General features: G+C 72.3%; 19 protein-coding genes and 1 tRNA gene. 9 read left to right on the forward strand and 11 right to left on the reverse strand.

Going from position 1 to position 24,287, the window contains the following annotated elements; all coding sequences use genetic code 11:
* Window positions 1-101 precede the first annotated feature (101 nt).
* The 3 genes from ACZ7H1_RS34755 to ACZ7H1_RS34765 all read right to left on the reverse strand — a co-directional run bounded on the left by ACZ7H1_RS34755 (window position 102) and on the right by ACZ7H1_RS34765 (window position 3,932).
* Window positions 102-1,283 (reverse strand): aminotransferase-like domain-containing protein, encoded by a 1,182-nt coding sequence (locus ACZ7H1_RS34755; protein WP_470792214.1) that lies wholly within the window; start codon window positions 1,281-1,283, stop codon window positions 102-104.
* A 96-nt stretch (window positions 1,284-1,379) separates the two neighbouring features.
* Window positions 1,380-2,585, reverse strand: a complete 1,206-nt coding sequence (locus ACZ7H1_RS34760) for an FG-GAP-like repeat-containing protein (protein WP_470792216.1) — start codon at window positions 2,583-2,585, stop codon at window positions 1,380-1,382.
* Between the two features lie 129 nt (window positions 2,586-2,714).
* Complete coding sequence (locus tag ACZ7H1_RS34765; RefSeq protein WP_470792217.1) at window positions 2,715-3,932, reverse strand: FG-GAP-like repeat-containing protein; 1,218 nt, start codon at window positions 3,930-3,932, stop codon at window positions 2,715-2,717.
* A 109-nt stretch (window positions 3,933-4,041) separates the two neighbouring features.
* Between ACZ7H1_RS34765 and ACZ7H1_RS34770 the strand changes: the two genes are divergently transcribed.
* Window positions 4,042-4,890, forward strand: coding sequence for a hypothetical protein (locus tag ACZ7H1_RS34770; RefSeq protein WP_470792218.1), 849 nt, complete (start codon window positions 4,042-4,044; stop codon window positions 4,888-4,890).
* 132 nt (window positions 4,891-5,022) lie between these two features.
* Here the strand turns inward: ACZ7H1_RS34770 and ACZ7H1_RS34775 are convergent, their stop codons facing one another.
* The 4 genes from ACZ7H1_RS34775 to ACZ7H1_RS34790 all read right to left on the reverse strand — a co-directional run bounded on the left by ACZ7H1_RS34775 (window position 5,023) and on the right by ACZ7H1_RS34790 (window position 8,409).
* On the reverse strand, window positions 5,023-5,235 hold the full coding sequence (locus ACZ7H1_RS34775; RefSeq protein WP_470792219.1) for a DUF397 domain-containing protein: 213 nt from the start codon (window positions 5,233-5,235) through the stop codon (window positions 5,023-5,025).
* 221 nt (window positions 5,236-5,456) lie between these two features.
* Window positions 5,457-6,338: a helix-turn-helix domain-containing protein gene (locus ACZ7H1_RS34780; RefSeq protein WP_470792221.1), complete on the reverse strand. Its 882-nt coding sequence runs from the start codon at window positions 6,336-6,338 to the stop codon at window positions 5,457-5,459.
* Window positions 6,339-6,675: 337 nt separating this feature from the next.
* Window positions 6,676-7,428, reverse strand: coding sequence for a GOLPH3/VPS74 family protein (locus ACZ7H1_RS34785; protein WP_470792222.1), 753 nt, complete (start codon window positions 7,426-7,428; stop codon window positions 6,676-6,678).
* A 768-nt stretch (window positions 7,429-8,196) separates the two neighbouring features.
* Window positions 8,197-8,409 (reverse strand): hypothetical protein, encoded by a 213-nt coding sequence (locus ACZ7H1_RS34790; protein WP_470792224.1) that lies wholly within the window; start codon window positions 8,407-8,409, stop codon window positions 8,197-8,199.
* 10 nt (window positions 8,410-8,419) lie between these two features.
* Here ACZ7H1_RS34790 and ACZ7H1_RS34795 point away from each other — a divergent pair, with 10 nt between their 5' ends.
* The 3 genes from ACZ7H1_RS34795 to ACZ7H1_RS34805 all read left to right on the forward strand — a co-directional run bounded on the left by ACZ7H1_RS34795 (window position 8,420) and on the right by ACZ7H1_RS34805 (window position 14,077).
* The gene (locus ACZ7H1_RS34795; RefSeq protein ID WP_470792225.1) at window positions 8,420-10,852 is read left to right on the forward strand and encodes a D-alanyl-D-alanine carboxypeptidase family protein; all 2,433 of its coding nucleotides are present in this window, start codon (window positions 8,420-8,422) and stop codon (window positions 10,850-10,852) included.
* Between the two features lie 153 nt (window positions 10,853-11,005).
* A complete protein-coding gene (locus tag ACZ7H1_RS34800) occupies window positions 11,006-12,856 on the forward strand; it encodes an MFS transporter (RefSeq protein ID WP_470792259.1) in 1,851 nt (616 codons plus the stop codon).
* A gap of 528 nt (window positions 12,857-13,384) precedes the next feature.
* Window positions 13,385-14,077: a sortase domain-containing protein gene (locus ACZ7H1_RS34805; RefSeq protein ID WP_470792227.1), complete on the forward strand. Its 693-nt coding sequence runs from the start codon at window positions 13,385-13,387 to the stop codon at window positions 14,075-14,077.
* Between the two features lie 103 nt (window positions 14,078-14,180).
* On the opposite strand, the gene ACZ7H1_RS34810 is transcribed toward ACZ7H1_RS34805, so the two are convergent.
* A tRNA-Arg gene (locus ACZ7H1_RS34810) sits at window positions 14,181-14,253 on the reverse strand.
* Between the two features lie 194 nt (window positions 14,254-14,447).
* Here ACZ7H1_RS34810 and ACZ7H1_RS34815 point away from each other — a divergent pair.
* Window positions 14,448-15,200: a tyrosine-protein phosphatase gene (locus tag ACZ7H1_RS34815; protein ID WP_470792228.1), complete on the forward strand. Its 753-nt coding sequence runs from the start codon at window positions 14,448-14,450 to the stop codon at window positions 15,198-15,200.
* 29 nt (window positions 15,201-15,229) lie between these two features.
* Here ACZ7H1_RS34815 and ACZ7H1_RS34820 read toward each other — a convergent pair whose 3' ends face one another.
* The gene (locus ACZ7H1_RS34820) at window positions 15,230-15,991 is read right to left on the reverse strand and encodes a thioesterase II family protein (RefSeq protein ID WP_470792230.1); all 762 of its coding nucleotides are present in this window, start codon (window positions 15,989-15,991) and stop codon (window positions 15,230-15,232) included.
* Between the two features lie 181 nt (window positions 15,992-16,172).
* Entirely contained in the window at window positions 16,173-17,447 is a 1,275-nt protein-coding gene (locus ACZ7H1_RS34825; protein WP_470792232.1) for a M6 family metalloprotease domain-containing protein, read from the reverse strand.
* Window positions 17,448-17,744: 297 nt separating this feature from the next.
* Between ACZ7H1_RS34825 and ACZ7H1_RS34830 the strand changes: the two genes are divergently transcribed.
* The 3 genes from ACZ7H1_RS34830 to ACZ7H1_RS34840 all read left to right on the forward strand — a co-directional run bounded on the left by ACZ7H1_RS34830 (window position 17,745) and on the right by ACZ7H1_RS34840 (window position 21,468).
* Entirely contained in the window at window positions 17,745-18,407 is a 663-nt protein-coding gene (locus tag ACZ7H1_RS34830; RefSeq protein WP_470792261.1) for a TetR/AcrR family transcriptional regulator, read from the forward strand.
* Window positions 18,408-18,543: 136 nt separating this feature from the next.
* Window positions 18,544-20,079, forward strand: a complete 1,536-nt coding sequence (locus ACZ7H1_RS34835; protein ID WP_470792233.1) for an MFS transporter — start codon at window positions 18,544-18,546, stop codon at window positions 20,077-20,079.
* A 402-nt stretch (window positions 20,080-20,481) separates the two neighbouring features.
* Entirely contained in the window at window positions 20,482-21,468 is a 987-nt protein-coding gene (locus tag ACZ7H1_RS34840) for a sigma-70 family RNA polymerase sigma factor (RefSeq protein WP_470792235.1), read from the forward strand.
* A gap of 99 nt (window positions 21,469-21,567) precedes the next feature.
* On the opposite strand, the gene ACZ7H1_RS34845 is transcribed toward ACZ7H1_RS34840, so the two are convergent.
* Complete coding sequence (locus ACZ7H1_RS34845; RefSeq protein WP_470792237.1) at window positions 21,568-22,524, reverse strand: helix-turn-helix transcriptional regulator; 957 nt, start codon at window positions 22,522-22,524, stop codon at window positions 21,568-21,570.
* 63 nt (window positions 22,525-22,587) lie between these two features.
* On the opposite strand from ACZ7H1_RS34845, the gene ACZ7H1_RS34850 reads away from it, so the two are divergent.
* On the forward strand, window positions 22,588-24,153 hold the full coding sequence (locus ACZ7H1_RS34850; RefSeq protein WP_470792239.1) for an MFS transporter: 1,566 nt from the start codon (window positions 22,588-22,590) through the stop codon (window positions 24,151-24,153).
* Window positions 24,154-24,287: the final 134 nt, after the last annotated feature.

A 24,287-nucleotide genomic window follows, 5' to 3' on the forward strand; every position in this document is an offset into this window, starting at 1 on the left:
CGCCGCGATCTGACGGCTCGTCAAGTACGTCTTTCCGGAAGGTCGTCCGGAAGGTCGTCCGGACGGTCCTTCGGCGCGGCGCGGCGCTCGCGGGTCGGCGGTCAGGCGGCGGCCGAGGCCAGGCGGCGCAGGCCCTCCGCGATCTCCTCGGGCGTGTGGGTGGTGAACGACAGCCGCAGCGTCCGCGGGTCGGGCGTCCCCGTGAAGAAGGGGGCGCCGGGCACGAAGGCCACGTCACGCGCGATCGCCGCCTTGAGCAGCGCGGTCGCGTCGTGCCCCTCGGGCAGCCGCGCCCAGACGAACATCCCGCCCTCGGGCCGGTTCCAGACCGATCCCGCCGGAAGCGCCTCGGGCAGACCGGCCAGCAGCGCGTCCCGCCGCTCGCGGTAGGCCGCGCGGGTCGTCGCCACGTGCGCATCCAGGTCCGCGGCGGCCAGATAGCGGGCCGCGGCGATCTGGTCCACGGTCGAGGTGTGCAGGTCGGCCGCCTGCTTGACCACGGTCGCCGCGCGGCGCAGGGCGGCGGGCGCCCGCAGCCAGCCCAGCCGCAGACCGGGCGCGAGGATCTTGGAGAAGCTGCCGAGGAGCGCCGTGCGGTCCTCCGCCCCCGGGTGCGCCGCGATCCAGGGCACGTGCTCGCCCTCGTACCGCAGCTCGCCGTACGGGTCGTCCTCGATCAGCCACAGCCCGAGGCGCGCGGCGACGGCGGCCACGGCGGCGCGGCGGGCGGCCGGGAGGGTGCGGCCGGTCGGGTTCTGGAAGGTCGGCACGGAGTAGAGGAGCTTCGGGCGCTCGCGCAGCACGATCTCCTCCAGCGCCCCGGGGAGGATGCCGTCCCCATCGCAGGGGACGGCGACCACCCGCGCGCCCGCGAGGCCGAAGGTCTGCAGGGCGGCGAGGTAGGTCGGGTTCTCGACGAGGACGACGTCACCCGGCTCGACGAGGGTGGCCGCCACGAGCGTCAGCGCCTGCTGGGAGCCGGTGGTGACGAGCAGGTCGCCGGGCGAGGTCGCCAGCCCGCGGGCCGATATCCGGGCGGCGACCGCCGCGCGCAGCTCGGGCGCGCCCTCGGTCGTCGAGTACTGCAGTGCCCGCGCCGCGCTGTCCGCGAACGCAGCCTCGTACGCCGCCCGCAGCCCCTCCGTGTCGAAGAGCTCCGGCGCCGGCAGCCCGCCGGCGAAGGAGATCACCCCGGGCCGCTCGGTGAGCGCGAGGATCTCCCGTACGGGCGAGGCCCCGACCGAGGACGCGCGGGCTGCGAACGCGGGCGGCTGGACGCTCATGGGGACTCCCGGGGTCATGCGGGGCGGTGGGTGGCGGCCACCCTGCCACAGCAACGTGTAGCCGCCAACTACCTGTCCGCGTTCTGGACTGCCCCTCTAGAAAACCCCGTTGAGGCCCCACCAGGTCGGGTCCGAGACGTAGCCCGCCGCGAGGGTGCCGTCGCCGCGGCCGGGGTAGCGCATCAGGTTGCCGGACGTCGTCACCGTCGTCAGGTCGAGGCGACCGTCACCCGTGACGTCGCCGTTCGCGATGAGGGAGGACATGGTGTTCCAGCCGCCGGAGCCGATCAGGCGGCGGGGCGCGAGGGCGGAGGCTGCGCCGGGGTACAGCCACAGCTTGCCGGTGGCCGCCTCGCGGGCCACCAGGTCGGGGCGGCCGTCACGGTTCAGGTCGCCGGCACCGACCAGCGCGTTCATCGCGCCCCAGCCGCTGCCGCCGATCAGCCGGCGGACACCGAGGCCGCCGGAGGCCGTGCCCGGGTACAGCCACAGCCTGCCCGTCGCGGTCTCGCGGGCGATCAGGTCGCCCCGGCGGTCGCCGGTGAGGTCGCCGAAGGCGGTGATCAGAGACATGCTGTTCCAGCCGACCGAGCCGATGAGGCGGCGCGGGGAGAAGTCGCCGTCGCCGGTGCCGGGGTACAGCCACAGCCTGCCCGTGGAGCGTTCCCGGGCGATCAGGTCCTCGCGGCCGTCACCCGAGAAGTCCCCGTGCCGGGTCAGGGCGTTCATGCCGTTCCAGCCGCTGGTGCCCACCAGCCACCCGTCGCCGTCGCCCGAGACGAACCACAGCGCGCCCGTCTCGTCGCGGACGAGGACGTCCGAGCGCCGGTCGCCGTTGAGGTCGCCGAACCCCGCCGGCCTCGTGCCCGCCTCGGCCCACCAGAAGGGGAAGGGCGCCAGAACGCATTCGCGGGCCGTGCGCACGAACCTCAGGGAGCTCTTGTCCAGGTGCTCGGCGCCGCTGTAGCCCGTACCGGCGGCGTGTGGTCTGATCGCCTTCCAGCTGCCGGCCGGCCCGCTCTCGACCTCGTAGTCGCGGCCCGAGTACAGGCAGGCGACGTCCGAGGTGCGGTTGGTGAAGGAGCGGATCCGGTTGTCGTAGGTGCTGCCGAGCCAGGGGGTGTCGGCGTCCGTCTGGAGCCGGGTGCCGGTTGCCGTGGCGTTCGTCCAGGCGCAGAAGCGGCCGGCGGCGCAGTCACCGAACGCAGAGGCGTCCGCCTGGGCCGGGGCGGCGGCCAGCCCGAGCCCGCCGAGTACGAGTGCGATGGCCGCGGCCGCGCCGCGCAGAAGTCCCTTGCGCATGAGCTCGATTCCCTCCGAGTGGTGGTCTCTCGGAGGGACGATGCCCATCGGGGGAGGACCGGTTCCTGTTCCTCCCCCGATGTCGCCCGATCGGCACAATGTCCCGGTGCGGTCGCCGTGACGTGCCGGTTAGAAGAAGCCGTTCAGGCCCCACCACTCGCCGTGGGCGAGGTGGCCGGGGGCCAGCAGGCCGTTGCCCTTGCCGGCGTAGGTGACCAGCCAGCCCAGGTGCCCCGGCTCGCCGTTGATCTTGTACTTGTCGTTCGTGACGGTCGCGAGGTCGCTGCGCCCGTCGCCGTTGATGTCGCCGACGGCGATGAAGTTCGCCATGGCGTACCAGCCGGAGCCGATCAGCGTGCGCGAGCCGATCGCGGAGTTCCGTCCCGGGTAGAACCACAGCTTCCCGGTCGACGCCTCACGGGCGTACAGGTCGGGCAGCCCGTCGACGTTCATGTCGCCGGCGGCGACCAGGGCGTTCATGCCGTTCCAGCCGCCGGAGCCGATCAGCTTGCGCGCGCCCAGGGTGCCGGCGGAGGTCCCCGGGTACAGCCACAGCCTGCCGGTGGACTTCTCGACCGCGATCAGGTCGGAGCGCCCGTCCCGGGTGAGGTCTCCGAAGGCGGTGACCCCCCGCATGCCGTTCCAGCCGCCCGAGCCGATCAGCTTGCGGGTGCCGAAGCCGCCGGTGCCGGTGCCCGGGTAGAGCCACAGCTTGCCGGTGGCGGCCTCGCGGGCGATGAGGTCCTCCCGGCCGTCGCCGCTGAAGTCGCCGTGGCGGGTGAGGGCGTTCATGCCGTTCCAGCCGCCGCTGCCGATCATGCGGCCGCCGCCGGCGCCCGAGGAGAACCACAGCCGGCCGACGTCGTCGCGGGCGAGCACGTCCGCACGCCGGTCGTTGTTGAGGTCGCCGAAGCCCTGGTGCTTGACGATGGGCTCGGCCAGCCAGTCCGGGTACCCGGGCTGGCTGCACTCGCGCTCGGTCCGGGTGAACTTGATCGAGCTGGCGGTGGCCGTCGGGTAGGACGAGTACTCGCCGAGGGTGTTGGGCGTCTCGTAGGAGTACCCGCCCCACGGGTTGTAGTTCTTGTCCTCGTAGATGCACGCGATCGAGCCGGTCAGGTTGACGTGGGTGCGGAACTTGTCGCTCCAGCTGCCCAGGTCGGCGACGCTCTTGTTCGTCTTGTACATGGTGCCGGTGGCGCTCTCGCCGGTCCAGGCGCAGAAGTAGCCCCGCGGGCAGTCGTACTCGTCCGCGGCTGCCGGAGCGGCGTTCACGGCAGCCAGGCCGGTCGCCGTGAGCACCAGGCCGGCCAGCGTGGCCACGCCTCTGGTGAAACGATTTCGCATGTGTGGTGGTCCCCTCCCTGAGAACTGCGTGGGCACCATATCCGGTCACCCGTCCCTCCGCGGGGCCCCGCCCCTCCCCATCTGACGTGACATCAGCTAGACCCTTGGCATGACGCGAGAATCCGCAGCAGACACCCGCGCCGGGGACTACGCCGAGCTGGCCGCCGTGGGCCCGTACGGGGTGCATCCCGGCCATGCGCTGATCACCATGGTCGAGCCGCATCCGGGCCACGAGTACGCCTACAACCGCTGGTACGAGGACGACCACTACTACGCCGGGGCGATGGCGATGCCGTGGATGTACGCCGGGCGCCGCTGGGTCGCCACCCGGGACCTCCAGGAGCTGCGCTACCCGGAGAAGTCGGCGGTGGCCCAGCCGGTCACCGCGGGCTGCTACATCTCCACGTACTGGGTGACCGAGGGCCGCTACGACGAGCACATGAAGTGGACCGTCGGGATCAACAAGCGGCTGAACCGGGACGGGCGGGTCTACCAGGACCGGACGCACGTCTTCACGTCCTTCCAGGACCACGAGGCGACCGTGTACCGCGACGGCGCCGCCGGCCCCCGGGACTTCCACGCCCTCGACCACCCGTACCGCGGGCTGGTGGTCCAGGTGGTCGACGCCGAGGGGCCGGAGCAGCGGGAAGAGCTGCTCGAGTGGCTGCGCTCGCGGGCCCTGCCGCGCCGGCTGGCGGGCGGGCCGGCGGCGATGGTGACGGCCTTCCGGCCGACGCCGCTGCCCGGCGACCGCATGACCTACGTCAAGCAGGTCGAGGGGGTGGATACGAGATTGACGCTGCTGTGGTTTCTGGAGGCCGATCCGCGGGAATGCTGGGACCGCTTCCGCGGGCTGGACACGGAGCTCGCGGAGGTGGGCCTCGGGCGGGTGGAACTGGTCGCGCCGTTCATCCCGACCGTGCCGGGGACGGACCGGTACGTGGACCTGCTCAGGTAGGGCGCGCGGCGGTTCCGGCGGTGGGGGCGCGGACATGGCCGAGCCCCCTCGGCCAGGACGGCGGGCCAGTCGAGAGGGCTCATGTCAGTACTGCGGGTGCGGTGGATGCGGATGAGGTGACCTCCAGGACGTTCAGGCGAGGTGCCCCAGCGGTCCACGGGTCACTCCGGCGACGAACGAGGTCCACGAGCCGGGCGCGAAGGTGAGGGCCGGACCGCCCTGCACCTTCGAGTCCTGCACCGCGATCTCGGTCACGACGGGGGACTTGACCTCGACGCACGCGCCGTTTCCGGCGGAATACGAGGACTTCGTCCAGTTCTTCGTGGCACCCTGGTGAATAGCCATTGCTGCACTCCGGTCTAGCGAGTCGGGTTGATGTGGCGCCAACCTTTTGCTGATTGGCGTGATCGACGCTACTCGCCGGGGCCGAGGTCTGAAGAGGTCATTCACTCGACCGGATGGCATATTCCAGTAGTCCCTTCCGCGGCCGGGTGGTCACGGTGTACCGTACCGGCCCGCCGCCGTGACCTGCCCATACCTGCCCGCTTTTCTCGTGGAATGTGCCTCTACGGTCGCTTCCCGGCGTGGTGGTCGATGATGCCGGAGATGAACGCCCGGGTCTGGTCGACATTCAGCGCCTGGGCGCGCAGGTGCTCGTACATGACGCTGTACTTCTGAACGTCGTTCGCCTTCTCCAGGTACAAGTCGCTCGTGACGCCCTCGATGTAGACGACGGTCGAATCGGAAGCATCCGGAAATTCCAGAATCGCGTACTGGCCGTTCACGCCGGGGTGCGCGCCCATGCTGAACGGCATCACCTGCACGGTCACGTGTGGCAGTTCCGACTGCTCTATCAGGTGCTCCAGCTGGCGCACCATCACCTGCTCGTCGCCCACCCGCCGGAGCAGCGCGGCCTCGTCGATGACCGCCCACAGCCGCAGCGGACCGCGGTCGGGGCCGGAGTCGTCCTCGGAGATCCGGTCCTGGCGGCGCATCCGCACCTGGACGCGCTTCTCGATGTCGGCCTGCGCGGTCTCGGGCAGGGCGCCGCGGACGATGGCGGCGGCGTACTCGGGGGTCTGGAGCAGCCCGGGGATGATCTGCGGCTCGTACACGCGCAGCGAGGCGGCGTCGGTCTCCAGACCGATGTAGACGCTGTACGGGATGTCGCCGAAGGCGTGCCACCAGCCCTGCTGGCGGGAGTCCTTGGCCATCTGCATCAGCGAGTCGACGAGGCGGCGGTCCTCGACCTCGTACACGTCGCACAGGTCGCGGACGTCGCGCTGGCTGATGGAACGGCGGCCGTTCTCGAGCCTGCTGATCTTGGACTGGGAGACGAGGAGCCGCTCGGCGACCTGCTCGGCCGTCATGCCCTTGTCCTCACGGAGCTTGCGGAGCTCCATGCCCAGTCGGCGGCGTCGGACGGTGGGATTGACATTGGACGCCACGGGAACGGCACCTCCGCTTTCCGGCTGCGGGAAGTCTGGCTGACGGCCCGCTGGTTGTATCTCTGCGTATCTGCTGATGTGCAGATTGCCACCGAAGGGGACGGCGGCGCTGGGAAAGCCGCAGGAAAGCGCCGGGAAGGCCGCAGCGGAGGCCCCCCGGAGGCGGGTGCGGGATGCAGACGCGCGGGGCGGCGGGACCGGCTGTGCGGCCCTGCCACCCCGCGCGCTGGCGGCTCCCGGACCGGGTCTGTGGGGACGTCGGTGCGGCGGTGGTGGAACTGGGTGGTGCGGGGTGGTGCTTGTGCGTGGTGGTGCCCGTGCGTGGTGGTGCGGTGGATCAGTGTGCGACGGCGCGGGCCATCGCACCGCGGTGCGGCTGGAGCGGCACGCCGCCGGCGGTCGCCCTGGCGCCGGCCGTAGCGGGCTGGCGTCCGGGGTTCTGCGGCGGCGTGCGGCGCGGCTGTGCGGCCACGCCGTTCTGGACGTCCATCACGGCGTGCGCCACGAGGCCGCCCATGGGGTCGTGCCGGATGAGGTCCCGCAACCTGGAGCGGGACGACCGTCCTTCATTACCCGGGTACAAGTGCTTGCCGAGTCCGACCGCGTGGGCCAGCGCGGCAAGCGCCGCGGTCCGCGGGTCCGGCGGTACGCCGGTGCGGATCGCACTGTCCAGCCGGGCACGGATGTCCCTGCTGATCGCCGTGTCCGTCGCCTGGTAGCGAGTCGTCGGCAGCACCCCGCACATCTGGCCCGCTACGGCATGCACCATGCCGCACCGCTCCAGGTGCGAGAGGTAAATCTGGCGGAGCCCCAACCGGGGTCCGCCGATCCAGTGGACGGCCCGAACCGGGCTGCCGCGTCTGCGCAGCAGTTCCAGTGCGGAGTCCAAAGTCGGATCTCCTGTCGGCCGTGGCATCACCACGGCGATACGATCCCCGTCAGGGGCTATCCGTCCTGCCAGAGCCAGCTCTACTAGCTGTGCCCCGGCCAGGCCGAGGTCGAGCGACTGCGGCTGCGCCGTGGTTCCCGTGGCCGGGTCCAAGGCGAGCAGCAGAAGCTCCTCCGGAATTGTTCTGCGGCTCCTGCCCATCCATGCCTCCCCGCGTGGATGAGTGACAGGGTGACCCCTCTCACATTCATCTGTCGAGAGTGCCTGGCCGCTTTGTGGGGGAACCGGCAGCTATGTCGTTCTCGTCTAGCACGGGGGCGATGCCCCCGAGACGGGACACTGTTAGACGGTTCGGACAGCTGGACAGAGCTGGACAGCGAGCGAGGAGGAACTGGTGGCGGGCGAGTCCCCCGACAAGTCGGTACAGCAAGGTTCGTCGGCGGCGGCGGACTCCGCGGCGGAGCGCGATCCCCGCCTCTCGGTGTTCCGCGCCCCCGAGCCGTCACCTGAGCCCGACCCCCCGACCGAGCCCCCGACCGAGCGCGCGGATGCGGATGCGGCGGCGAAGCCGGTCGCCACCCCTCCGCGCCCCGAGGCGTCGGGCGCGGCCGCGGCCGACCGTTCCGCTTCGCGAACGGCCCGGGACGCGTCCACGCAGACGCCGTCGCCAACTTCGAGCCCCGCGCGCCCCGACGCTCCGACGGACCGGCCCTCCGTCGAGTCCGGCACCCCGGCTGCCGCGGGTGACCGCAGCCAGACGGCTTCCGCTTCACGGGCGGGCCAGGACGCCTCCGCCCAGGCGCTGTCGGCGTCTTCGGGCGCCGCGCGCCCCGACGCTCCGGCTGGCCGGTCCTCTGACGGGTCTGGGAGCCCCGCTGCCGGTCGGGCGGCGGACTCCGCTGTGTCCGGGCCGTCCTCGCGCGCTGAGGCGCCGTCGGGCACGGCCGACCGTTCCGCTTCGCGGCCCGGTCAGGACGCCTCCGCCCAGGCGCTGTCGGCGTCTTCGGGCGCGGCCCGCCCCGACGCCGCGGCGGGCCGGTCCTCCGGCGAGTCCGGCACTCCGGCCGCCGCGGGTGACCGCAGCCAGACGGATTCCGCTTCGCGGAGCGGGCAGGATGCCTCCGCCCAGGCGCCTTCGGGTGCGGGCGACCGCGGGCAGTCCTCTTCGGCGACTTCGCGCAACGACGCTCCGGTGGGCCGGCCCTCCGGCGAGGCCGGGTCCCCGGCCACCGGTCGGGCGGCGGGCTCGGCTTCGTCCGGGCCGTCCTGGCGCGCTGAGGCGTCGTCGGGCACGGGTGACCGCGGCCGGGCGGCTTCCGCTCCGAGGGCGGGGCAGGACGCTCCCGCACGGACGCCGTCCCGGCCGACGGGCGCAGGCGCCCAGGCGCAGGTCGGCGGCTTCGGTGAGGCCGGCGCCGAGAGGGCCACCGGGACCTCCGGTCCGGCGGCTTCCGCTTCGCCGGCCGCGCAGGCGCCCGGAGCGCCCGACGGCGGTCGGGCGTCGGACGGGGCGCGGGCGGGGCAGGCTGCCCCGGCGCAGGCACCTTCCGCGGCTTCCGGTGGCTCCGATGCCGGGGCCACCGACTGGTTCGCCGCGCGGAAGCGGTCCGCCGGGGACGGTGGATCGCAGGGTTCCGGTTCGGCCTCCTCGGGCGGTACGGACGCAAAGGCTGCCGATCCGCGGGTCGCCGGGCCGCGCGGGACCTCCGCCGGTGACGGGGATGACCTGCGGGCCGCCGTCGCGGCCTGGGTCGCCACCGCCGAGGACGGCGACGTCGAGCCCGGTGCGAACGCGAAGTCCGACGCCGGTGCGGGCGACGAGACGGCCGTGTTCAGGCCCGTCGACGCCAAGCCCGCCAAGCCCGCCAAGCCCGCCAAGCCCGCCAAGCCCGCCGAGGCCGGCAAGGCCGCCGAGGCCGGCAAGGCCGCCCCGGCCCCCGCGAGGTCCGACGAGACCACGGTGCTCAAGGCCGTCAGGCCGAACGCGCCCCGCCCCGCCGGCGTCGACCAGCCGACCGCCGTCTTCAAGGCGCCGAAGATCGACGACCAGCAGCCGCCGGTCGACCAGCAGACGGCGGTGTTCCGCCTGCCCAAGCCGGCGCCCGCCGAGGAGTCGGACAGCGAGCGGACCAGCACCTTCGTACCGCTGCGCAGGGACGACGCCCCGCAGCCGGCCGCCCCGGCCAAGCCTGTGACCCCCAAGGGGACGCAGGCGGCACCGCAGCCGGCCGCGCCCAAGGCATCCACGGCACCCGCGGCGCCCAAGTCGCCCATGTCGCCCGCCGGCGCCGTTCCGGCCTCCCTCAGTGAGCCCGAGCGGACCAAGCAGCAGCCGCTGCCGCCCAGGCCGCCGCTCGACATGCTCGCCGAGCTCACGAACAACCCGCCCCCGCCGCCGAGCGCCCTGCGCACGACGGTCCGGCGGTTCAAGATCTGGACCCCGCTCGTGATCCTGCTCGGCGTGATCATCGCCGTCGTGCAGATGGTCCGGCCGCTGCCGGACCCGACGCTGAAGATGACCGCCCAGAGCGCGTACACCTTCGCCGGCGACAAGCCGCGCCTCACGCCGCCCGACGAGGGCCAGGCGTGGATGGCGGCCTCCGGCCTCGGCACCGTCGACTCCTTCGGCGAGCAGAAGCCCATCCCGATCGCCTCCGTCACCAAGTCGATGACCGCGTACATCATCCTTCGCGACCACCCGTTCAAGCGGGGCGAGAAGGGCGCGATGATCGACATCGACAAGACCGCGGAGCTCGAGGGGCAGAAGGACAAGACGGACAACGAGTCGACCCTGAATACGGTCAGGGAGGGCGACAAGATCAGCGAGTACGACGCCATCGCCGCGCTCATGATCCCGTCCGCGAACAACATCGCCCGGCTGCTGGCCCGCTGGGACTCCGGTTCCCAGGAGGCGTTCGTCAAGAAGATGAACGACACCGCCAAGGAACTCGGCATGACCAACACCACGTACACGGACCCCTCGGGTCTGGACGCGACCACGGTCAGCACCGCCGAGGACCAGGTCAAGCTGGGTCTGAAGCTCATCGAGATCCCGGTGCTCCGTGACATCACGAAGCTGCCGAAGTGGGAAGACCCGTCGGGCAAGACCTGGGACAACTGGAACTCGCTCGTCCCGTTCAACAACGCCCTCGGCATCAAGACCGGCAGCACCACGGCCGCCGGCGGCAACCTGCTCTTCGCCGCGCACAAGATGGTGGGCAAGACCGACCAGTTCATCGTGGGTGCCGTCCTCGGCCAGCACGGGACCCCGATCCTGGACACGGCGATCGCCGCCAGCAAGAAGATCATGCTGGAGACGCAGGACCTGCTCACCGGCGCCAAGGTGATCAAGAAGGGCGACGTCGTCGGCTACGTCGACGACGGCCTCGGCGGCAAGACGCCGGTCGTCGCCACCGCCGACGTGGCCGCGGTCGGCTGGCCCTCGCTCAAGATCGACGTACGGCTCGCCGACGGCGGATCCCCGCTCCCGCACACCGCGAAGGCGGGCACCGAGATCGGCACGCTGACCGTCGGTTCGGGCGCGAGCCAGGTCAAGGTCCCGGTGGCACTCCAGGCGGACCTGGCCGAGCCGGGCTTCGGCACGAAGCTCACGCGCATCGGCTGACCGCCCCGGGCGGCGCAGTACCGTGCGGTTCCGGCACCCCGGGCAACCCCGGGGTCCCGGTGCACGTCTAACGTCCGAGCGGACAGGCCAGGGACAGGCCACAGGGCAGTGCAGGGCACGGCAGGGCAGGGTGGGGTGCGTGGCAGCGAAGACATGGGGAGCGACGGAGTGACGACGGCCGAGCCGAAGACCCCGGAGAGCCCCGGGATACCGGGCGCTGCGGCGGGGGAGCGCGACCTCGCGCCGCCGCCGCGGCAGCCCGGGTCCGCCGCGGCAGCCTTCCGGCAGCGGCATCCCGTCGCGTTCACCACCGCCGTGACCACCGCGGTCGCCGCCGTCCTGCACGTGGTGTGGTTCCTCTTCTTCGCCAGCAGCGGCGGCGACCTCGCCGCCCAGGACGCCTGGGCCGAGTTCGTCGGCCGGCACCCGGACTCCGCGTACAACCTCGCCTGGTACGGCGGGATGCACCCGGTCTCGTACAGCGTCGTCTCGCCGTACCTCATGTCCGTGCTCGGCGTGCGCACCACGATGATGATCGCGGGCACGCTCTCGGCGGGCCTGGTCGCGCTGATCCTCTGCCGCTGCAAGGGCGCGGTGCGCCACCCCCTGCCGCCCGCGCTGGCCGGTGTCTTCGCGCTGTTCTGCAACGCGCTCTCGGGGCGCGTGACCTTCGGGCTCGGCGTGCTGTTCGCGCTCGGCGCCGTCGCCGCCGTGTTCTGCTGGCCCCGGAAGTGGGCCCGGAAGCGGTGGGGCAAGGCCGCGGTCGCGGCGCCCCTGGCCGGGCTGGCCACGGCCGCCTCGCCGGTCGCCGGGCTGTTCCTCGGGGTGGTGGCGGCCGCTCTGTTCCTGAGCGGGCGGCGGCCGGGCGCGTACGCGATCGGGCTGGCGCCGGTCGCGGTGGTCGCGCTGTCGGCCTGGCTGTTCCCGTTCTCGGGCACGCAGCCGATGTCGCTGGGGTCGGCGTCGCTGCCGTTCCTCTTCGGGGTGCTGGTTCTCGTCCTGGTGCCGCGGGAGTGGAAGACCGTACGGATCGCGGCGGGCGTGTACGCGGCCGGCGTGTTCCTGACCTGGCTCGTCGACTCCCAGGTCGGCTCGAACGTCACCCGGCTCGCGATGCTCTTCGCGGGCGTGGTGCTGCTCGCGGCCCTGCCGTACGCGCTGGGCGGCCCGCTGACCGGCCCGGGGCGCGGCCGGGCCCGCATGGGCTACGTGGTCCTGCTGGCCTTCGTGGGCCTGAACGGCTGGATCACCGCCAACAGCGTGCTCGACGTGCTGCGCACGACCCCGCGGGCCGCGTGGACCCGGGAACTCGCACCGCTGGTCGACCGCCTCGAGCAGACCGGCGTGGACCGGGGCCGGGTGGAGGTCGTCCCGGTCAGCAGCCACCGGGAGTCCTCGGCCCTGTCGCCGTACGTGAACCTCGCGCGCGGCTGGAACCGCCAGGCCGACCTGGAGCGGAACCCCCTCTTCTACGACGACACGCTCGACGCGGAGAACTACCGCGCGTGGCTGGACCGCTGGGCCGTGCACTACGTCGTCCTGCCCGCGGACCGGCCGGACTCGGGCGGCACCCGCGAGGCGGAGCTGATCAAGGGCGGCCTGCCGTACCTCCGGCAGGTGTGGGGCGACGCGAACTGGAAGCTGTTCAGGGTGCAGGAGCCGACCCCGCTGGTGGAGCCGCCCGCGACGGTGCGGCGCGCGGACGCCGGCGGGCTGATCGTGGACGTGCGGCAGGCGGGCCAGGTGCGGATCCGGGTGCCGTACTCGCCGTGGCTGGGCCTGGTCGACGCCGAGGGCAAGGGCGTGGCGGCGCCGGAGGGGCTGGAGAACGAATCCGGCTGCCTGTTCCGCTCCGCGCCGGACGCGGAGGGCGACGAGTGGACCACCCTGCTGGCCCCCGCCCCGGGCGAATACCGGCTGGCGGCGCCGTACCAGCTGCCGCGGGGCACGGCCTGCCCCGAGGAGCTGATCACGGAGACGCTGGGCACTCCGGAGCGTCCGTAGGGGCGCCTCGTGCGGACCGAGCGGGTGCAGGGCGGCGGATATGTGCCTATGCTCCGAATAGTCCGATTGAGTGTTTCCCGAAGGAGTGACGACGGGATGGGCAAAGAGCGGAAGAACGACCCCCGTGCCTCCCTGGAGGCCCAGACGCCGGCAGAGCCGCCACGGTCGAAGGGTCACGGCTTCGACGGCCCGCTGCGTACGAAGGTGAAGGGCGGCCTGCACACGAAGGCGGAACTGAAGCGCGCCGGTACCCCTCAGGGGGACCGCATCGGCGAGCGGAGCAGGGGTCTCAGTTAGGTCCGGTGGATGAGGTGAGCAGCCCTCCCGGCTCCGGCCGGGAGGGCTTTCGGCTGTCCGGAGCCGGGTGGGGCGGCTCGGCTCGATGCGGGCTTTACGTCTTTGCGTCCGCCTGTCCGGGCATTCGTTACATTGCCGACGGATGGCCAGAACACGGGTCTCGTAGCGTCGTGCGCGTCGCCACGGCGTACGCCTGGCAGAACCAGAGCGCCACGAGACGGAGTACCCCCGATGACCTGCACCGACGCCCCGGCCCGTGCCGCCGCCCGTGCCCCCGCCCGCCGTCGGCCCCAGGTCGTCCGGGGCGTCCGGCTCGCTGCCTCGGCCGCGCTGGCCGCCTCCCTCGCCGCCGGCCTGTCCGCCTGCGGCAGCGGCAGCGGCATGGCCCCGGACCCGAAGGTCGGCAGCACCGCCGCCGCGCCCTCCAAAGGGGCGGCCGAGACGGTCGAGGGCATGCCGAAGTCCCGGCCGACCGGGCTGAAGATCGCGTCGGCGGGTGTCGCCGCGGCGAAGATGGTCGACCTGACGACGGACGCGAACGGCGAGCTGGGCGTCCCGGACGCCGACCGCGAGGCAGACGTGCCGGGCTGGTGGACGGGCGGCGTGACCCCGGGCGAGAAGGGGGTCTCCGTACTCGTCGCCCACTACGACACCCGGCACGGGCCCGCGCTCATGAAGGACGTCGCGAAGATCGGGCTGGGGGATGTGATCGAGGTCCCGCGGGCGGACGGCTCGACGGCCCGGTTCAAGATCCGCGAGATCGAGGACGTCGACAAGAAGGCGTTCCCGACGCAGAAGGTCTACGGCGAGAGCGGGCGCCCCGAGCTGCGCCTGCTCACCTGCGGCGGCCCGCTGAAGGACGGCCACCGCACGAACAACGTCATCTTCTACGCCGATCTGGTCCCCAAGGGCGCCCAGACGTGACGCAGCACGGAACGCAGGACGGAACGCAGGACGTAAACCGGGGCGGAACGCAGACGCCGGAGGCCCGGCCGCCATCTGGCGGCCGGGCCTCCGGCGCGTTCTGTGCCCCCGGCAGGATTCGAACCTGCGACACCGGCTTTAGGAGAGCCGTGCTCTATCCCCTGAGCTACGAAGGCGGGTCGAGGACAGGTTAGCCGATGTCGGGACGCCCGTGCTGGGGGTATCGGGCGGGCCGGGCGGGAGGCCGGGGCCGCTGCGCAGTGAATCCGGGTCCGCGGGCGACCTTGATCGACGACGATGGGTCCGACAGCTCGGGGGACGGGCCCGGGGCGCCGCCACGCGCGGTGCCCGAAGACGAGGGGGAGAGCCGATGAACCGGCACGTCGAGTTCGACAGACTGCACAACTTCCGCGACCTGGGCGGCTACCGGTCCGCCGACGGCCGCACCGTCGCGTGGCGGACGCTGTACCGCGCCGACTCGCTCGGCAAGCTCCGGGGCGCCGACTGGGACAGGTTCCTGGAGCTGGGCGTCGGCACCGTGATCGACCTGCGCTACCCGTGGGAGATCGAGGCCAAGGGCCGGGTGCCCGAGGCGGAGCGGTTCCACTACGTCAACCTGAGCATCGAGCACCGGCCGTACGACCAGGCCGCGATCGACCCCGCCCTGGACCCGTGGCGCTACCTCGCCGACCGGTTCGCGGAGGTCGCCGACGACGGGGCCGACGAGATCCGGCAGGTGCTGGAGCGGATCGCCGGGGCGAGCGGTCCGGTGGTCTTCCACTGCACGTCGGGCAAGGACCGCACCGGGCTGATCGGCGCGCTCGTACTCACGCTGCTCGGCGTGGACCGCGAGACGGTCCTCGCCGACTTCGCCCTCACCGAGCTGGCCACGGAGCGCCTGATCGGGGACTGGCACGCGCTCAACCCGGGCCGGGAGCTGAAGTGGCCCGGCTACGGCCGCGCACCGGCGGTGATCATGGAGCTGGTCTTCGCCGATCTGGAGGCCCGGTACGGGTCCGTGCAGGGCTACCTCACGGACCGGGTGAAGCTGTCGCCGGAGACGGCGGAACGGCTGCGCGAGCGGCTGCTGACCGGCGCGGACGACCGGCCCCAGTGCGACTGACCCGAGCGCAGCGCGGCTGACCCGAGCGCTCAGCGAGCCGCCGCCGGCGCCGCCGGGACGGGTGCGGGGACGTCCGAGGTGGCCAGGCGGGCCAGCGTCTTGGCGAGCGGGGTGAGGTAGAAGTGGTCGCCGGGGAAGACGTGCACGGAGGTGCTGCCGGTCGTCACGGCCTCCCACGTACGGGCCCGGTCCGGGGTCAGCCTCGGGTCGGCGTCCCCGGTCACCGCGATCAGCTCGGCGCGCAGCCGGGGCGCGGCCGGGTCGGGGCGGTACCGGTCGATCAGGAAGAAATCGTTCCGGATGATCGGGAAGAGCAGCTCGCGCAGGTCGCGGTTGGCGAGCACCTGCGGGTCGGTGCCGCCCAGCATCCGCAGCCGGGCGGCCAGTTCACCGTCGGTCAGCGGCCGCTGCGGCATCTCCTCGGCAAAGCCGCTCGCCGCCCGTCCGGAGACGCACAGCCGGGTGAAGTGCGAGGCCCCCGCGGCCTCCAGGCGCAGCATGGTCTCGTAGGCCAGGGCCGCGCCCATGCTGTGCCCGAACAGGACGGTACGGCGCTCCGGTTCGGCGAGCAGCGCCTGGACGACCTCGTTCGCGAGCTCGTCCATCGAGGGCACCAGGGGCTCGGCGAAGCGCCCTTCGCGGCCGGGGTACTGGACGGCCAGCAGCTCCGTGGAGAGCGGCACGTGGTCGGCCCAGTCCCGGTAGAAGCTCGCGTTCCCGCCCGCGTGCGGGAAGCAGACCAGGCGCAGGGATGCGGTCGAGTGGGGGCGCAGGTGCACGAGGGCCGTCATCGGGTCTCCCTGGGGTGTTTCGTCCGGGTGGTACGACCCTAGGGGCGACGGGCCGGTAGCGGCAGGCCCGCCGAGCGGATTTCCGGCCCCCGCCGAGCGGGCCTCCGGTGCCGGTAGAGGAGGCCCGTCGAGAGGCCCGTCGAGGAGGCCGGTCGAGAGGCCCGTCGAGGAGGCCGCCCGGTCAGGGCCGGGTGATCCGTACCTGGTAGCTGCCGTTGCGCAGCGCCCCGACGACCGTGACGCTGATCCCGCTCTCCTCGTCCGTGAAGGTCTCGCCGGGTCCGAAGGGTGCGTCGGAGAGTTCCGCGTGCACGTTGGGGCGCCGGGTGCAGCCGCCGCTGGCGCCCGCGCTGTCGGAGATGCTGACCGGACCGCGGCCCGTGTCTATGTCCGAGTCCACCTTGTAGATGAGGACGCCGGGCTTGCAGACGGCCTCGTCGTTCCCGGCCCGGGTGCGCACCTCGACCGCGAAGCCCGCCGATCCGGACGTGGGGGCGAACGCCAGCTTGGTGCCGCCCTCGACCGCCAGCGGGGAGAGCAGGTGGTCGCTGGTGCCGGACTTGGCCGCGCAGCTGATCTGGTTGCCGTCCAGCCAGCCGAGCTTCCACTTGTGCCAGCCGAGCAGGTCGTTGTTGGCGCCCCAGTCCTCGCTCATGATGTCCCAGTGCCCGACCGCGCCGCCGCCGTCCGCGGTGTAGAGGTCGGGCAGCCCGAAGACGTGCCCGTTCTCGTGCGGCAGGACGCGGTAGCCGGTCTCCCGGTAGGAGCCGGAGCCGTCGTCCTGGCGGCTGTAGACGAACGACGTGTTGGCCAGCGGGACCCCGTCCGCGACCGGTGCCTCGCCGTTCCCGGAGAAGGTCACCGAGAGCACGGTGTCCAGCGCGGAGGGCCCGGCGTTCGGGGTGACCAGGATGTTGACCAGGTCGTAGGCGCTGAAGTCCACCTCGCCGTCGGCCGCGGCCACGATGTGCTCGACCAGCTGCCGGTAGCCCGGCTCGTACGGCGAGCCGCGCTCGATGCCGTACGCGGCGAACGGCATCGGCATCCGCAGCCAGCTGCGCACCGGCGACTCGGGCCGGTAGGTGAGCCGCCCGTACGAGCTGGTGCGGAACCAGTCCGAGGTCTGCGGGAAGAACTCCGCCAGCCGGTCCATCGCCGTGCCCTCGCCCTTGGCGTCGGGAAAGTCGATCATCAGGTTGAGGGCGCGGACCTCCCCGGTCGACCGGGAGTACCCGGGCGGGGTCGGCAGGCCCTCGGACATCTGGACGCCCATGGCACCGGAGATCCGGCACGGCGCGAGGGTCGATTCGTGGGAGGCGGCGACCGGGCCGGCGTTGGCGCTGGTGCGGTCGCTGATCCCGGTGCTGGCCGTGGCCGTCACTCCGAGAGCCAGCGCGGTGAGACCGATGTACGCGCTGGTCCGGCGATGTCTGCATATCCGGTGGCGGGGCTGCATGCGGTCGCCTTCGGGTCTGCGGCAGCCGGCCGGCCCGGACTGCGCTCGTGCGATCACCCTCCGCCCGGTCCCGCGCGCCCGCGCGCCGGGAGCGTCCGAACGTGGGGTGGCCTGTGACTCAGGTCACACGCAGGGGTGAAATAAGCGGGGACACGATCCCCGTTTACGCCAGTGTCCTCGAAAACGGGGACGCGCTCCCCGCTTGGGGGGTGCCGAGCGAACGAACCAGGGAGCGCCGTCGTGGACCAGTCCGCCACCCCGTCGCCCGGCGCACCGCGCTCCGCGGCCGCGCTCGACATCCGTACGGGCGCCGCGGGTCCGGCCGCGGAGCGCGGTGCCCCGGTGCCGCGCCCGCGCGCCGACGCACTGCGCAACCGCGAGCGCATCCTCGTCGCCGCGCGGGAGATGTTCGTCGAGCACGGGCCGCAGGCCGCGCTCGACGAGATCGCCCGCCGCGCCGGGATCGGGAACGCCACGCTCTACCGGCACTTCCCCGACCGTGCCGACCTCGTCCACCACGTGGTGCTCTACGTGATGGACCGGGTCTGCGCCCAGGCCGAGAGCGCGCTCGCCGAGGAGGCCGACGGCTTCGAGGCGCTGAGCCGCTTCGTGCACGCGGCCGCCGACGAGCGGATCGGCGCCCTGTGCCCGATGCTCTCCGGCGACTTCGACCGCGAGCACCCGGAACTGCTCGCCGCTCGGGCGGAGTTGGAGAAGGCGGTCGACGACCTGATGCAGCGGGCCCGGGAGGCCGGACTGCTGCGCCCGGACGTCGCCGTGGGCGACCTGCTGATGGCCCTCTCCCAGCTCAGCCGGCCGCTGCCCGGCACCGGTTGCCTCGACATCGACCGCTTCGTCCACCGTCACCTGCAGCTGTTCCTGGACGGACTGCGGGCCCCGGCCCGCTCGGAGCTGCCGGGCAGCGCTGCCACGTTCGACGACTTCCGGCGCGAGCAGTGACCGTGCGCCGGTGACGATCCGCGCGCGGGCCCGTGTCCGGGCGCACCCCATTGCTTCCTAAGAACACCCTGTTTCAGTCCTTTTCAGCCTGTTCATGTCTTTTTCGGTTGATCCGCATCACGAGGTGGGTACCACCATGTCCAAAACGGCCGCAGCCCTGTCGCAAGCCGACCCCAGCCGCTGGAAAGCGCTGGTCTTCATCGCCCTCGCCCAGCTGATGGTCGTGCTCGACGCGACCATCGTGAACATCGCCCTGCCCTCGGCCCAGCAGGACCTCGGGATCTCCGACGGCAACCGCCAGTGGGTCATCACGGCGTACGCCCTCGCCTTCGGCGGACTGCTGCTCTTCGGCGGCCGGATCGCCGACCTGTGGGGCCGCAAGAACGCCTTCGTCGTCGGCCTCCTCGGCTTCGCCGCGGCCTCCGCGCTCGGCGGCGCGGCCACCGACGAGGCGATGATGCTCGGCGCCCGCGCCCTCCAGGGTGCCTTCGGAGCCCTGCTCGCCCCGGCGGCCCTGTCGCTGCTGGCCGTCATGTTCACCGACGCCAAGGAGCGCGCGAAGGCCTTCGGCATCTACGGTGCGATCGCCGGCGGTGGCGGCGCCGTGGGCCTGATCCTCGGCGGCTTCCTCACCGAGTACCTGAACTGGCGCTGGACCTTCTTCGTCAACATCCCCTTCGCGATCGTCGCGGCCGTCGGCGCCTTCCTGGTGATCCGCGAACCCAAGGGCGCCCGCAACCGCTCCCCGCTGGACATCCCCGGCGTGGTCCTCTCCACCCTCGGCCTGGTCGCGCTCGTCTACGGCTTCACCCGCGCCGAGTCGAACGGCTGGGGCGACTCCGTCACCGTGGGCCTGTTCGTCGGCTCCGCCGTGCTGCTCGGCGCCTTCGTGCTGACCGAGGCGAAGGTGAAGTCCCCGCTGCTCCCGCTGCGCGTCCTGACCGAGCGCAACCGCGGCGGCGTCTACCTGTCGCTGGGCCTGGCCGTGATCTCCATGTTCGGCCTGTTCCTCTTCCTCACGTACTACCTCCAGATCGTCGAGGGGTACTCGCCCGTCAAGACCGGCTTCGCCTTCATGCCGATGATCGCGGGCATGATCGTGGGCTCGACGCAGATCGGCGCCCGCCTGATGACCCGGGTCCCGCCGCGGCTGCTGATGGGCCCCGGCTTCCTGGTCGCCGCCCTGGGCATGCTGCTGCTCACCCAGCTGGAGGTCGGGTCGTCGTACCCGGCGCTGATCCTCCCGGCGCAGCTGCTGCTGGGCCTCGGCATGGGTACGGCCTTCATGCCGGCGATGTCGCTGGCCACCCACGGGGTGAACCCGGCGGACGCCGGTGTGGCCTCGGCGATGGTCAACACCTCGCAGCAGGTCGGCGGCGCGATCGGCACCGCCCTGCTCAACACCATCGCGGCCTCCGCCACGACCTCGTACCTGATCGGGCACGCGGCCGACGGCGCCGACGGTGCGGCGGCGCAGCAGGCACTCCAGGCGCAGGCCATGGTGCACGGCTACGCGTCCGCCATCTGGTGGGCCGTGGGCATCCTGGTCGCCTCCGCGGCGATCGCCTTCGCCCTCATCAACACCGGCCGCCCGGACACGGGCGCCGTGGCGGCCTCCGGCGGCACCGCCGACGCCGATGCCGCCGAGCGGATCCCGGTCATCGCACACTGACCGCTGCCGGCTCGTACCGGTGCCCGCGAGGCCGGGCCGCCCCAGGGGGGTGGCCCGGCCTCGCGGGCGTTTTCCGGCAAAAGGTGCACGGCGGCAGGCAACCGCGCCGCCGTCCGAGCCGTCTTTGAGGGGGGAGAGCGGCCGGCGGCAGCGGTGCGCGAGAGCCCCGGATCGGCTACCGCGACTGCCCTGACCTGCGGTTCTCCGCGCTTTCCGGAGATCCGGCAGGATCCGTCCGTGCGGTGGCGGGGCAGGATACTGCAAGATCTCGAAAATGGAGACGCGACATGGGAATTCTGTCCCGATTCCAGTCGTTGTTTCCTACGGATGCGGACACTCGGGAGAGTGTTCCGGAGGCCGCACCAGCCGCACCGCTACCGAACTCTTTGCAAGGGAGCACGCATGGCAACCCGCGCCGTCGCCCGCCGTAAGTCCGACACGGCCAGCAGCGCTCGCGCCGTCAGCGCGGAGATCGCCGACCGCGACCTGGTCGGCATGTACCTCGACGAGATCGCGCGTACGCCTCTGCTCGACGCCGCCAAGGAAGTCGAACTGTCCCAGATCATCGAGGCCGGCGTGTTCGCGCGCCAGATCCTCGACGGCGAGGTCGACGCCGCCAAGGGGGGCGGTGCCACGCGCGAGGAGCTCGAGGAGCTGTCCGCCGAGGGCGAGAAGGCCAAGGAAGTCTTCATCCGGTCCAACCTCCGCCTGGTCGTGGCGGTCGCCCGCCGCTACCCGCGCAGCGGACTCCCCCTCCTCGACCTCGTCCAGGAGGGGAACGCCGGCCTGGTCCGCGCCGTCGAGAAGTTCGACTACGCCAAGGGCTTCAAGTTCTCCACGTACGCCACCTGGTGGATCCGTCAGGCCATCACCCGCTCCATAGCCGACCAGTCCCGCACCATCCGCCTCCCCGTCCACCTGGTCGAGGAGCTCGGCCGGATCCGCCGGGTGCAGCGCGAGTTCAACCGCGAGCACGGCCGCGACCCGGAGCACGCCGAGATCGCCGCCGAGCTCGACTCGACCGCGCAGCGCGTGGGCGACGTACTGGACTGGGCCCGCGACCCGGTCAGCCTGAACATGTCCGTGGACGACGAGGGCGAGACGCAGTTCGGCGACCTCCTCGAGGACACCTCCGCCATCTCGCCCGAGCAGTCCGTGCTCTCGCTGCTGCGCAGCGAGGAGCTGGACGACCTGATCGGCCGGCTCGACCAGCGCACCGCCTCGATCATCAAGATGCGGTACGGCATCGACGACGGGCGCGAGCGCACGCTGACCGAGGTCGGCAAGCAGCACGGCCTCACCCGCGAGCGGATCCGCCAGATCGAGAAGCACGCCCTGCTCGAGCTGAAGCGGATGGCCCGCGACACGGGCTTCGACGCCGCGGCCTGACCGGCCGGGAGCCCGAACCCCAAGACCGCCCCGGCACCTATCCCCCCAGGTGCCGGGGCTCTCCCCTGCCCCGCCCGCGCCCCTTCCGGGCCCGACGCGCTACGCCGGCTGGGCCGCGGCCAGCAGCCGCGTCCCCAGGGCCGCCGCGCTCTGCGCCAGCGCCTGCGGCTCGCGCACGACGAACGACAGCCCCGTCATCGCCAGCCGCATCGCGAGCCAGTCCTCCGGGTCCGCGGACTCGAAGCGCACCCGGCAGCCGCCGCCGGCCTCCGGCTCCGCGGTCCCCAGCCACGGCGGCAGCTGCTCCGCCGGGGCGGCGAAGGCCACCTCGACCCGGTATTCCGCCTGGCGCCCGCGCAGCCCGCGCTCGACGAACGCCGCCGCGTCCCCGCCCATCGGCAGCTCCCGCGCCCCGAAGCGGGCCCCGGTGGCGAACGGCTCGCTCACCCGGTCCACCCGGAAGGTCCGCCAGTCCCCGCGGTCCAGGTCGTAGGCGAGCAGGTACCAGCGCCACCCGGTCGACACCAGCCGGTACGGCTCCACCAGCCGCCGCGACCCGGCACCGTCCCGCGCCCGGTACGAGAACCGCAGCCGCTCGTGCCCGGTGGCCGCCGCAGCGATCACCGTCAGCGTCCGCGGATCGATGCTCGCCCCGTCCCCGCGGGTCAGCGCGAGGGTCGCGGACTGCAGGGTGCTGACCCGGTGCCGCAGCCGCGACGGCAGCACCTGCTCCAGCTTCGCCAGAGCCCGTACGGACGCCTCCTCGACCCCCTCGATGGCGTGCCCGGCGCCGGCCCGCAGCCCGACGGCGATCGCCACCGCCTCCTCGTCGTCCAGGACGAGCGGAGGCAGCGCCGCTCCCGCGACCAGCCGGTATCCGCCCTCGGCGCCCATCGACGCCTCTACCGGGTACCCCAGCTCACGGAGCCGGTCGATGTCCCGCCGAATGGTGCGCGCACTCACCCCGAGCCGGTCCGCCAGTTCGCTGCCGGGCCATTCCCGGGGCGTCTGGAGCAGGGACAGCAGGGTCAGCAGCCGTGCCGGTGTGTCCGTCATGAGACCCAGATTGCCAGCGAAATAGGCCACCCTCTGTCCTAGATCCCGTCTACGTTTCTCTCCATGAGCACCGAGCTGTCCAAGAAGCCCGAACCGGACGGGCACGAGATATCCGAGGCCGGTACGGCTGCCGCCGCCGAGCCCCAAGCCGACCGCCGCCGCTGGCTGGCCCTCGCGATCGTCATGACCGCCGCCTTCATGGACCTGGTCGACGTCACGATCGTCAACATCGCGATCCCGAGCATGCAGCAAGACCTGAACACGTCCACGAGCGCCATCCAGTGGATCACCGCCGGATACGCGCTCGCGTTCGCCGCCGGTCTGATCACCGGCGGCCGCCTCGGTGACATCTACGGGCGCAAGCGCCTGTTCCTGATCGGCATCGCCGGTTTCACCCTCGCCTCCGCGCTCTGCGGTCTGGCCGCCAACCAGGAGATGCTGGTCTTCTCGCGGCTGCTCCAGGGCTCCATGGCCGCGATGATGGTCCCGCAGGTCCTCGCGATCATCCACGTGACCTTCCCGCCGCACGAGCGAGGCAAGGTGTTCGGCATGTTCGGTGCCATCGTCGGCCTCGGCGCCGTCTCCGGCCCGATCCTCGGCGCGCTGCTCACCGAGTGGAACCTCTTCGGCCTCGAATGGCGCCCGATCTTCCTGATCAACCTGCCCGTCGGCATCGCCGGCCTGATCCTCGGCAGCCGGTTCATCACCGAGTCCAAGGCCCCCAAGGCGCTCAAGCTCGACCTGATCGGCGTCGTCCTGGCCACCCTCGGCCTGGTCATGCTGATCTACCCCCTCACCCAGGGCCGGGAGAACGACTGGCCGCTGTGGGGCTTCGTCTGCATGGGCGCGGTGCCGTTCGTCTTCGCGGGCTTCCTCGCGTACGAGAAGCACAAGACCCGCAAGGACGGCTCCGCGCTGGTCGAGCTCTCCCTCTTCAAGGTCAAGAGCTTCGCGGCCGGCATCGCGGTCCAGCTCACGTTCGGCATCGCGACCGGCATCTTCTTCCTGGTCTGGACGCTGTACATGCAGATGGGCCTGGGCTGGAGCCCGCTGAAGGCCGGCGGCACCGGCGTGCCGTTCTCCATCGCCGTCTCGGTCGCGGCCGGCATGTCCGTGCAGAAGCTGGTGCCGCGCTTCGGCCGCAAGGTGCTCCAGGCGGGCGCCCTGGTCATGGGCGTGGGCGTGTTCCTCTACATCTGGGAGTCCAGCCGCTACGGCCTGGACATCACGCCCCTCCAGATGGCCGCCCCGCTGATCGTCATGGGCGCCGGCATGGGCCTGATCATCGCCCCGCTGACCGACGCCGTGCTCTCCGAGGTGCCCCGCGAGCACGCGGGTTCCGCGTCCGGCCTGATCAACACCACCGGTCAGATGGGCAACGCGCTGGGCCTCGGCCTGGTCTCCGTCGTCTTCTTCACCGTCGTCGACGAGAAGCTGCCCGGGTCCGGGCCGGGCCTGGCGTTCGTCGAGGGCTTCCAGCAGGCCCTGTGGTGGGTCGCGGTCGTGCTGGTCGTCATCTTCGCGGTGATGTTCGCGCTCCCGGCCCGGCAGAAGCAGGGAGTCGGCCACGAGGCCGAGGCGGGCGCCTGGGACGAAGCCGACGGCACCCCGCAGAAGGTCGGCGTCTGACGCTGCGCCGGAGCGGAAACGCCTCCGCGGACATGCCCGCCCCAGTCGGCGGGCATGTCCGTTTGCATTTACTTTCCCCCAATTCGGGCATAAGCTTCCGTTAAGCCACAGATTCGGGCATCGAAACGGACGCG

Source organism: Streptomyces sp. NPDC037401 (genome assembly GCF_055602345.1).

Excerpts from the sequence above, each read along its gene's own strand:
- ACZ7H1_RS34755 (WP_470792214.1), bottom strand. The coding sequence starts at position 1,283 with ATGAGCGTCCAGCCGCCCGCGTTCGCAGCCCGCGCGTCCTCGGTCGGG.
- ACZ7H1_RS34760 (WP_470792216.1), bottom strand. The coding sequence starts at position 2,585 with ATGCGCAAGGGACTTCTGCGCGGCGCGGCCGCGGCCATCGCACTCGTA.
- ACZ7H1_RS34765 (WP_470792217.1), bottom strand. The coding sequence starts at position 3,932 with ATGCGAAATCGTTTCACCAGAGGCGTGGCCACGCTGGCCGGCCTGGTG.
- ACZ7H1_RS34770 (WP_470792218.1), top strand. The coding sequence starts at position 4,042 with ATGACGCGAGAATCCGCAGCAGACACCCGCGCCGGGGACTACGCCGAG.
- ACZ7H1_RS34775 (WP_470792219.1), bottom strand. The coding sequence starts at position 5,235 with ATGGCTATTCACCAGGGTGCCACGAAGAACTGGACGAAGTCCTCGTAT.
- ACZ7H1_RS34785 (WP_470792222.1), bottom strand. The coding sequence starts at position 7,428 with ATGGGCAGGAGCCGCAGAACAATTCCGGAGGAGCTTCTGCTGCTCGCC.
- ACZ7H1_RS34800 (WP_470792259.1), top strand. The coding sequence starts at position 11,006 with ATGGGGAGCGACGGAGTGACGACGGCCGAGCCGAAGACCCCGGAGAGC.
- ACZ7H1_RS34805 (WP_470792227.1), top strand. The coding sequence starts at position 13,385 with ATGACCTGCACCGACGCCCCGGCCCGTGCCGCCGCCCGTGCCCCCGCC.
- ACZ7H1_RS34815 (WP_470792228.1), top strand. The coding sequence starts at position 14,448 with ATGAACCGGCACGTCGAGTTCGACAGACTGCACAACTTCCGCGACCTG.
- ACZ7H1_RS34820 (WP_470792230.1), bottom strand. The coding sequence starts at position 15,991 with ATGACGGCCCTCGTGCACCTGCGCCCCCACTCGACCGCATCCCTGCGC.
- ACZ7H1_RS34825 (WP_470792232.1), bottom strand. The coding sequence starts at position 17,447 with ATGCAGCCCCGCCACCGGATATGCAGACATCGCCGGACCAGCGCGTAC.
- ACZ7H1_RS34835 (WP_470792233.1), top strand. The coding sequence starts at position 18,544 with ATGTCCAAAACGGCCGCAGCCCTGTCGCAAGCCGACCCCAGCCGCTGG.
- ACZ7H1_RS34840 (WP_470792235.1), top strand. The coding sequence starts at position 20,482 with ATGGCAACCCGCGCCGTCGCCCGCCGTAAGTCCGACACGGCCAGCAGC.
- ACZ7H1_RS34845 (WP_470792237.1), bottom strand. The coding sequence starts at position 22,524 with ATGACGGACACACCGGCACGGCTGCTGACCCTGCTGTCCCTGCTCCAG.
- ACZ7H1_RS34850 (WP_470792239.1), top strand. The coding sequence starts at position 22,588 with ATGAGCACCGAGCTGTCCAAGAAGCCCGAACCGGACGGGCACGAGATA.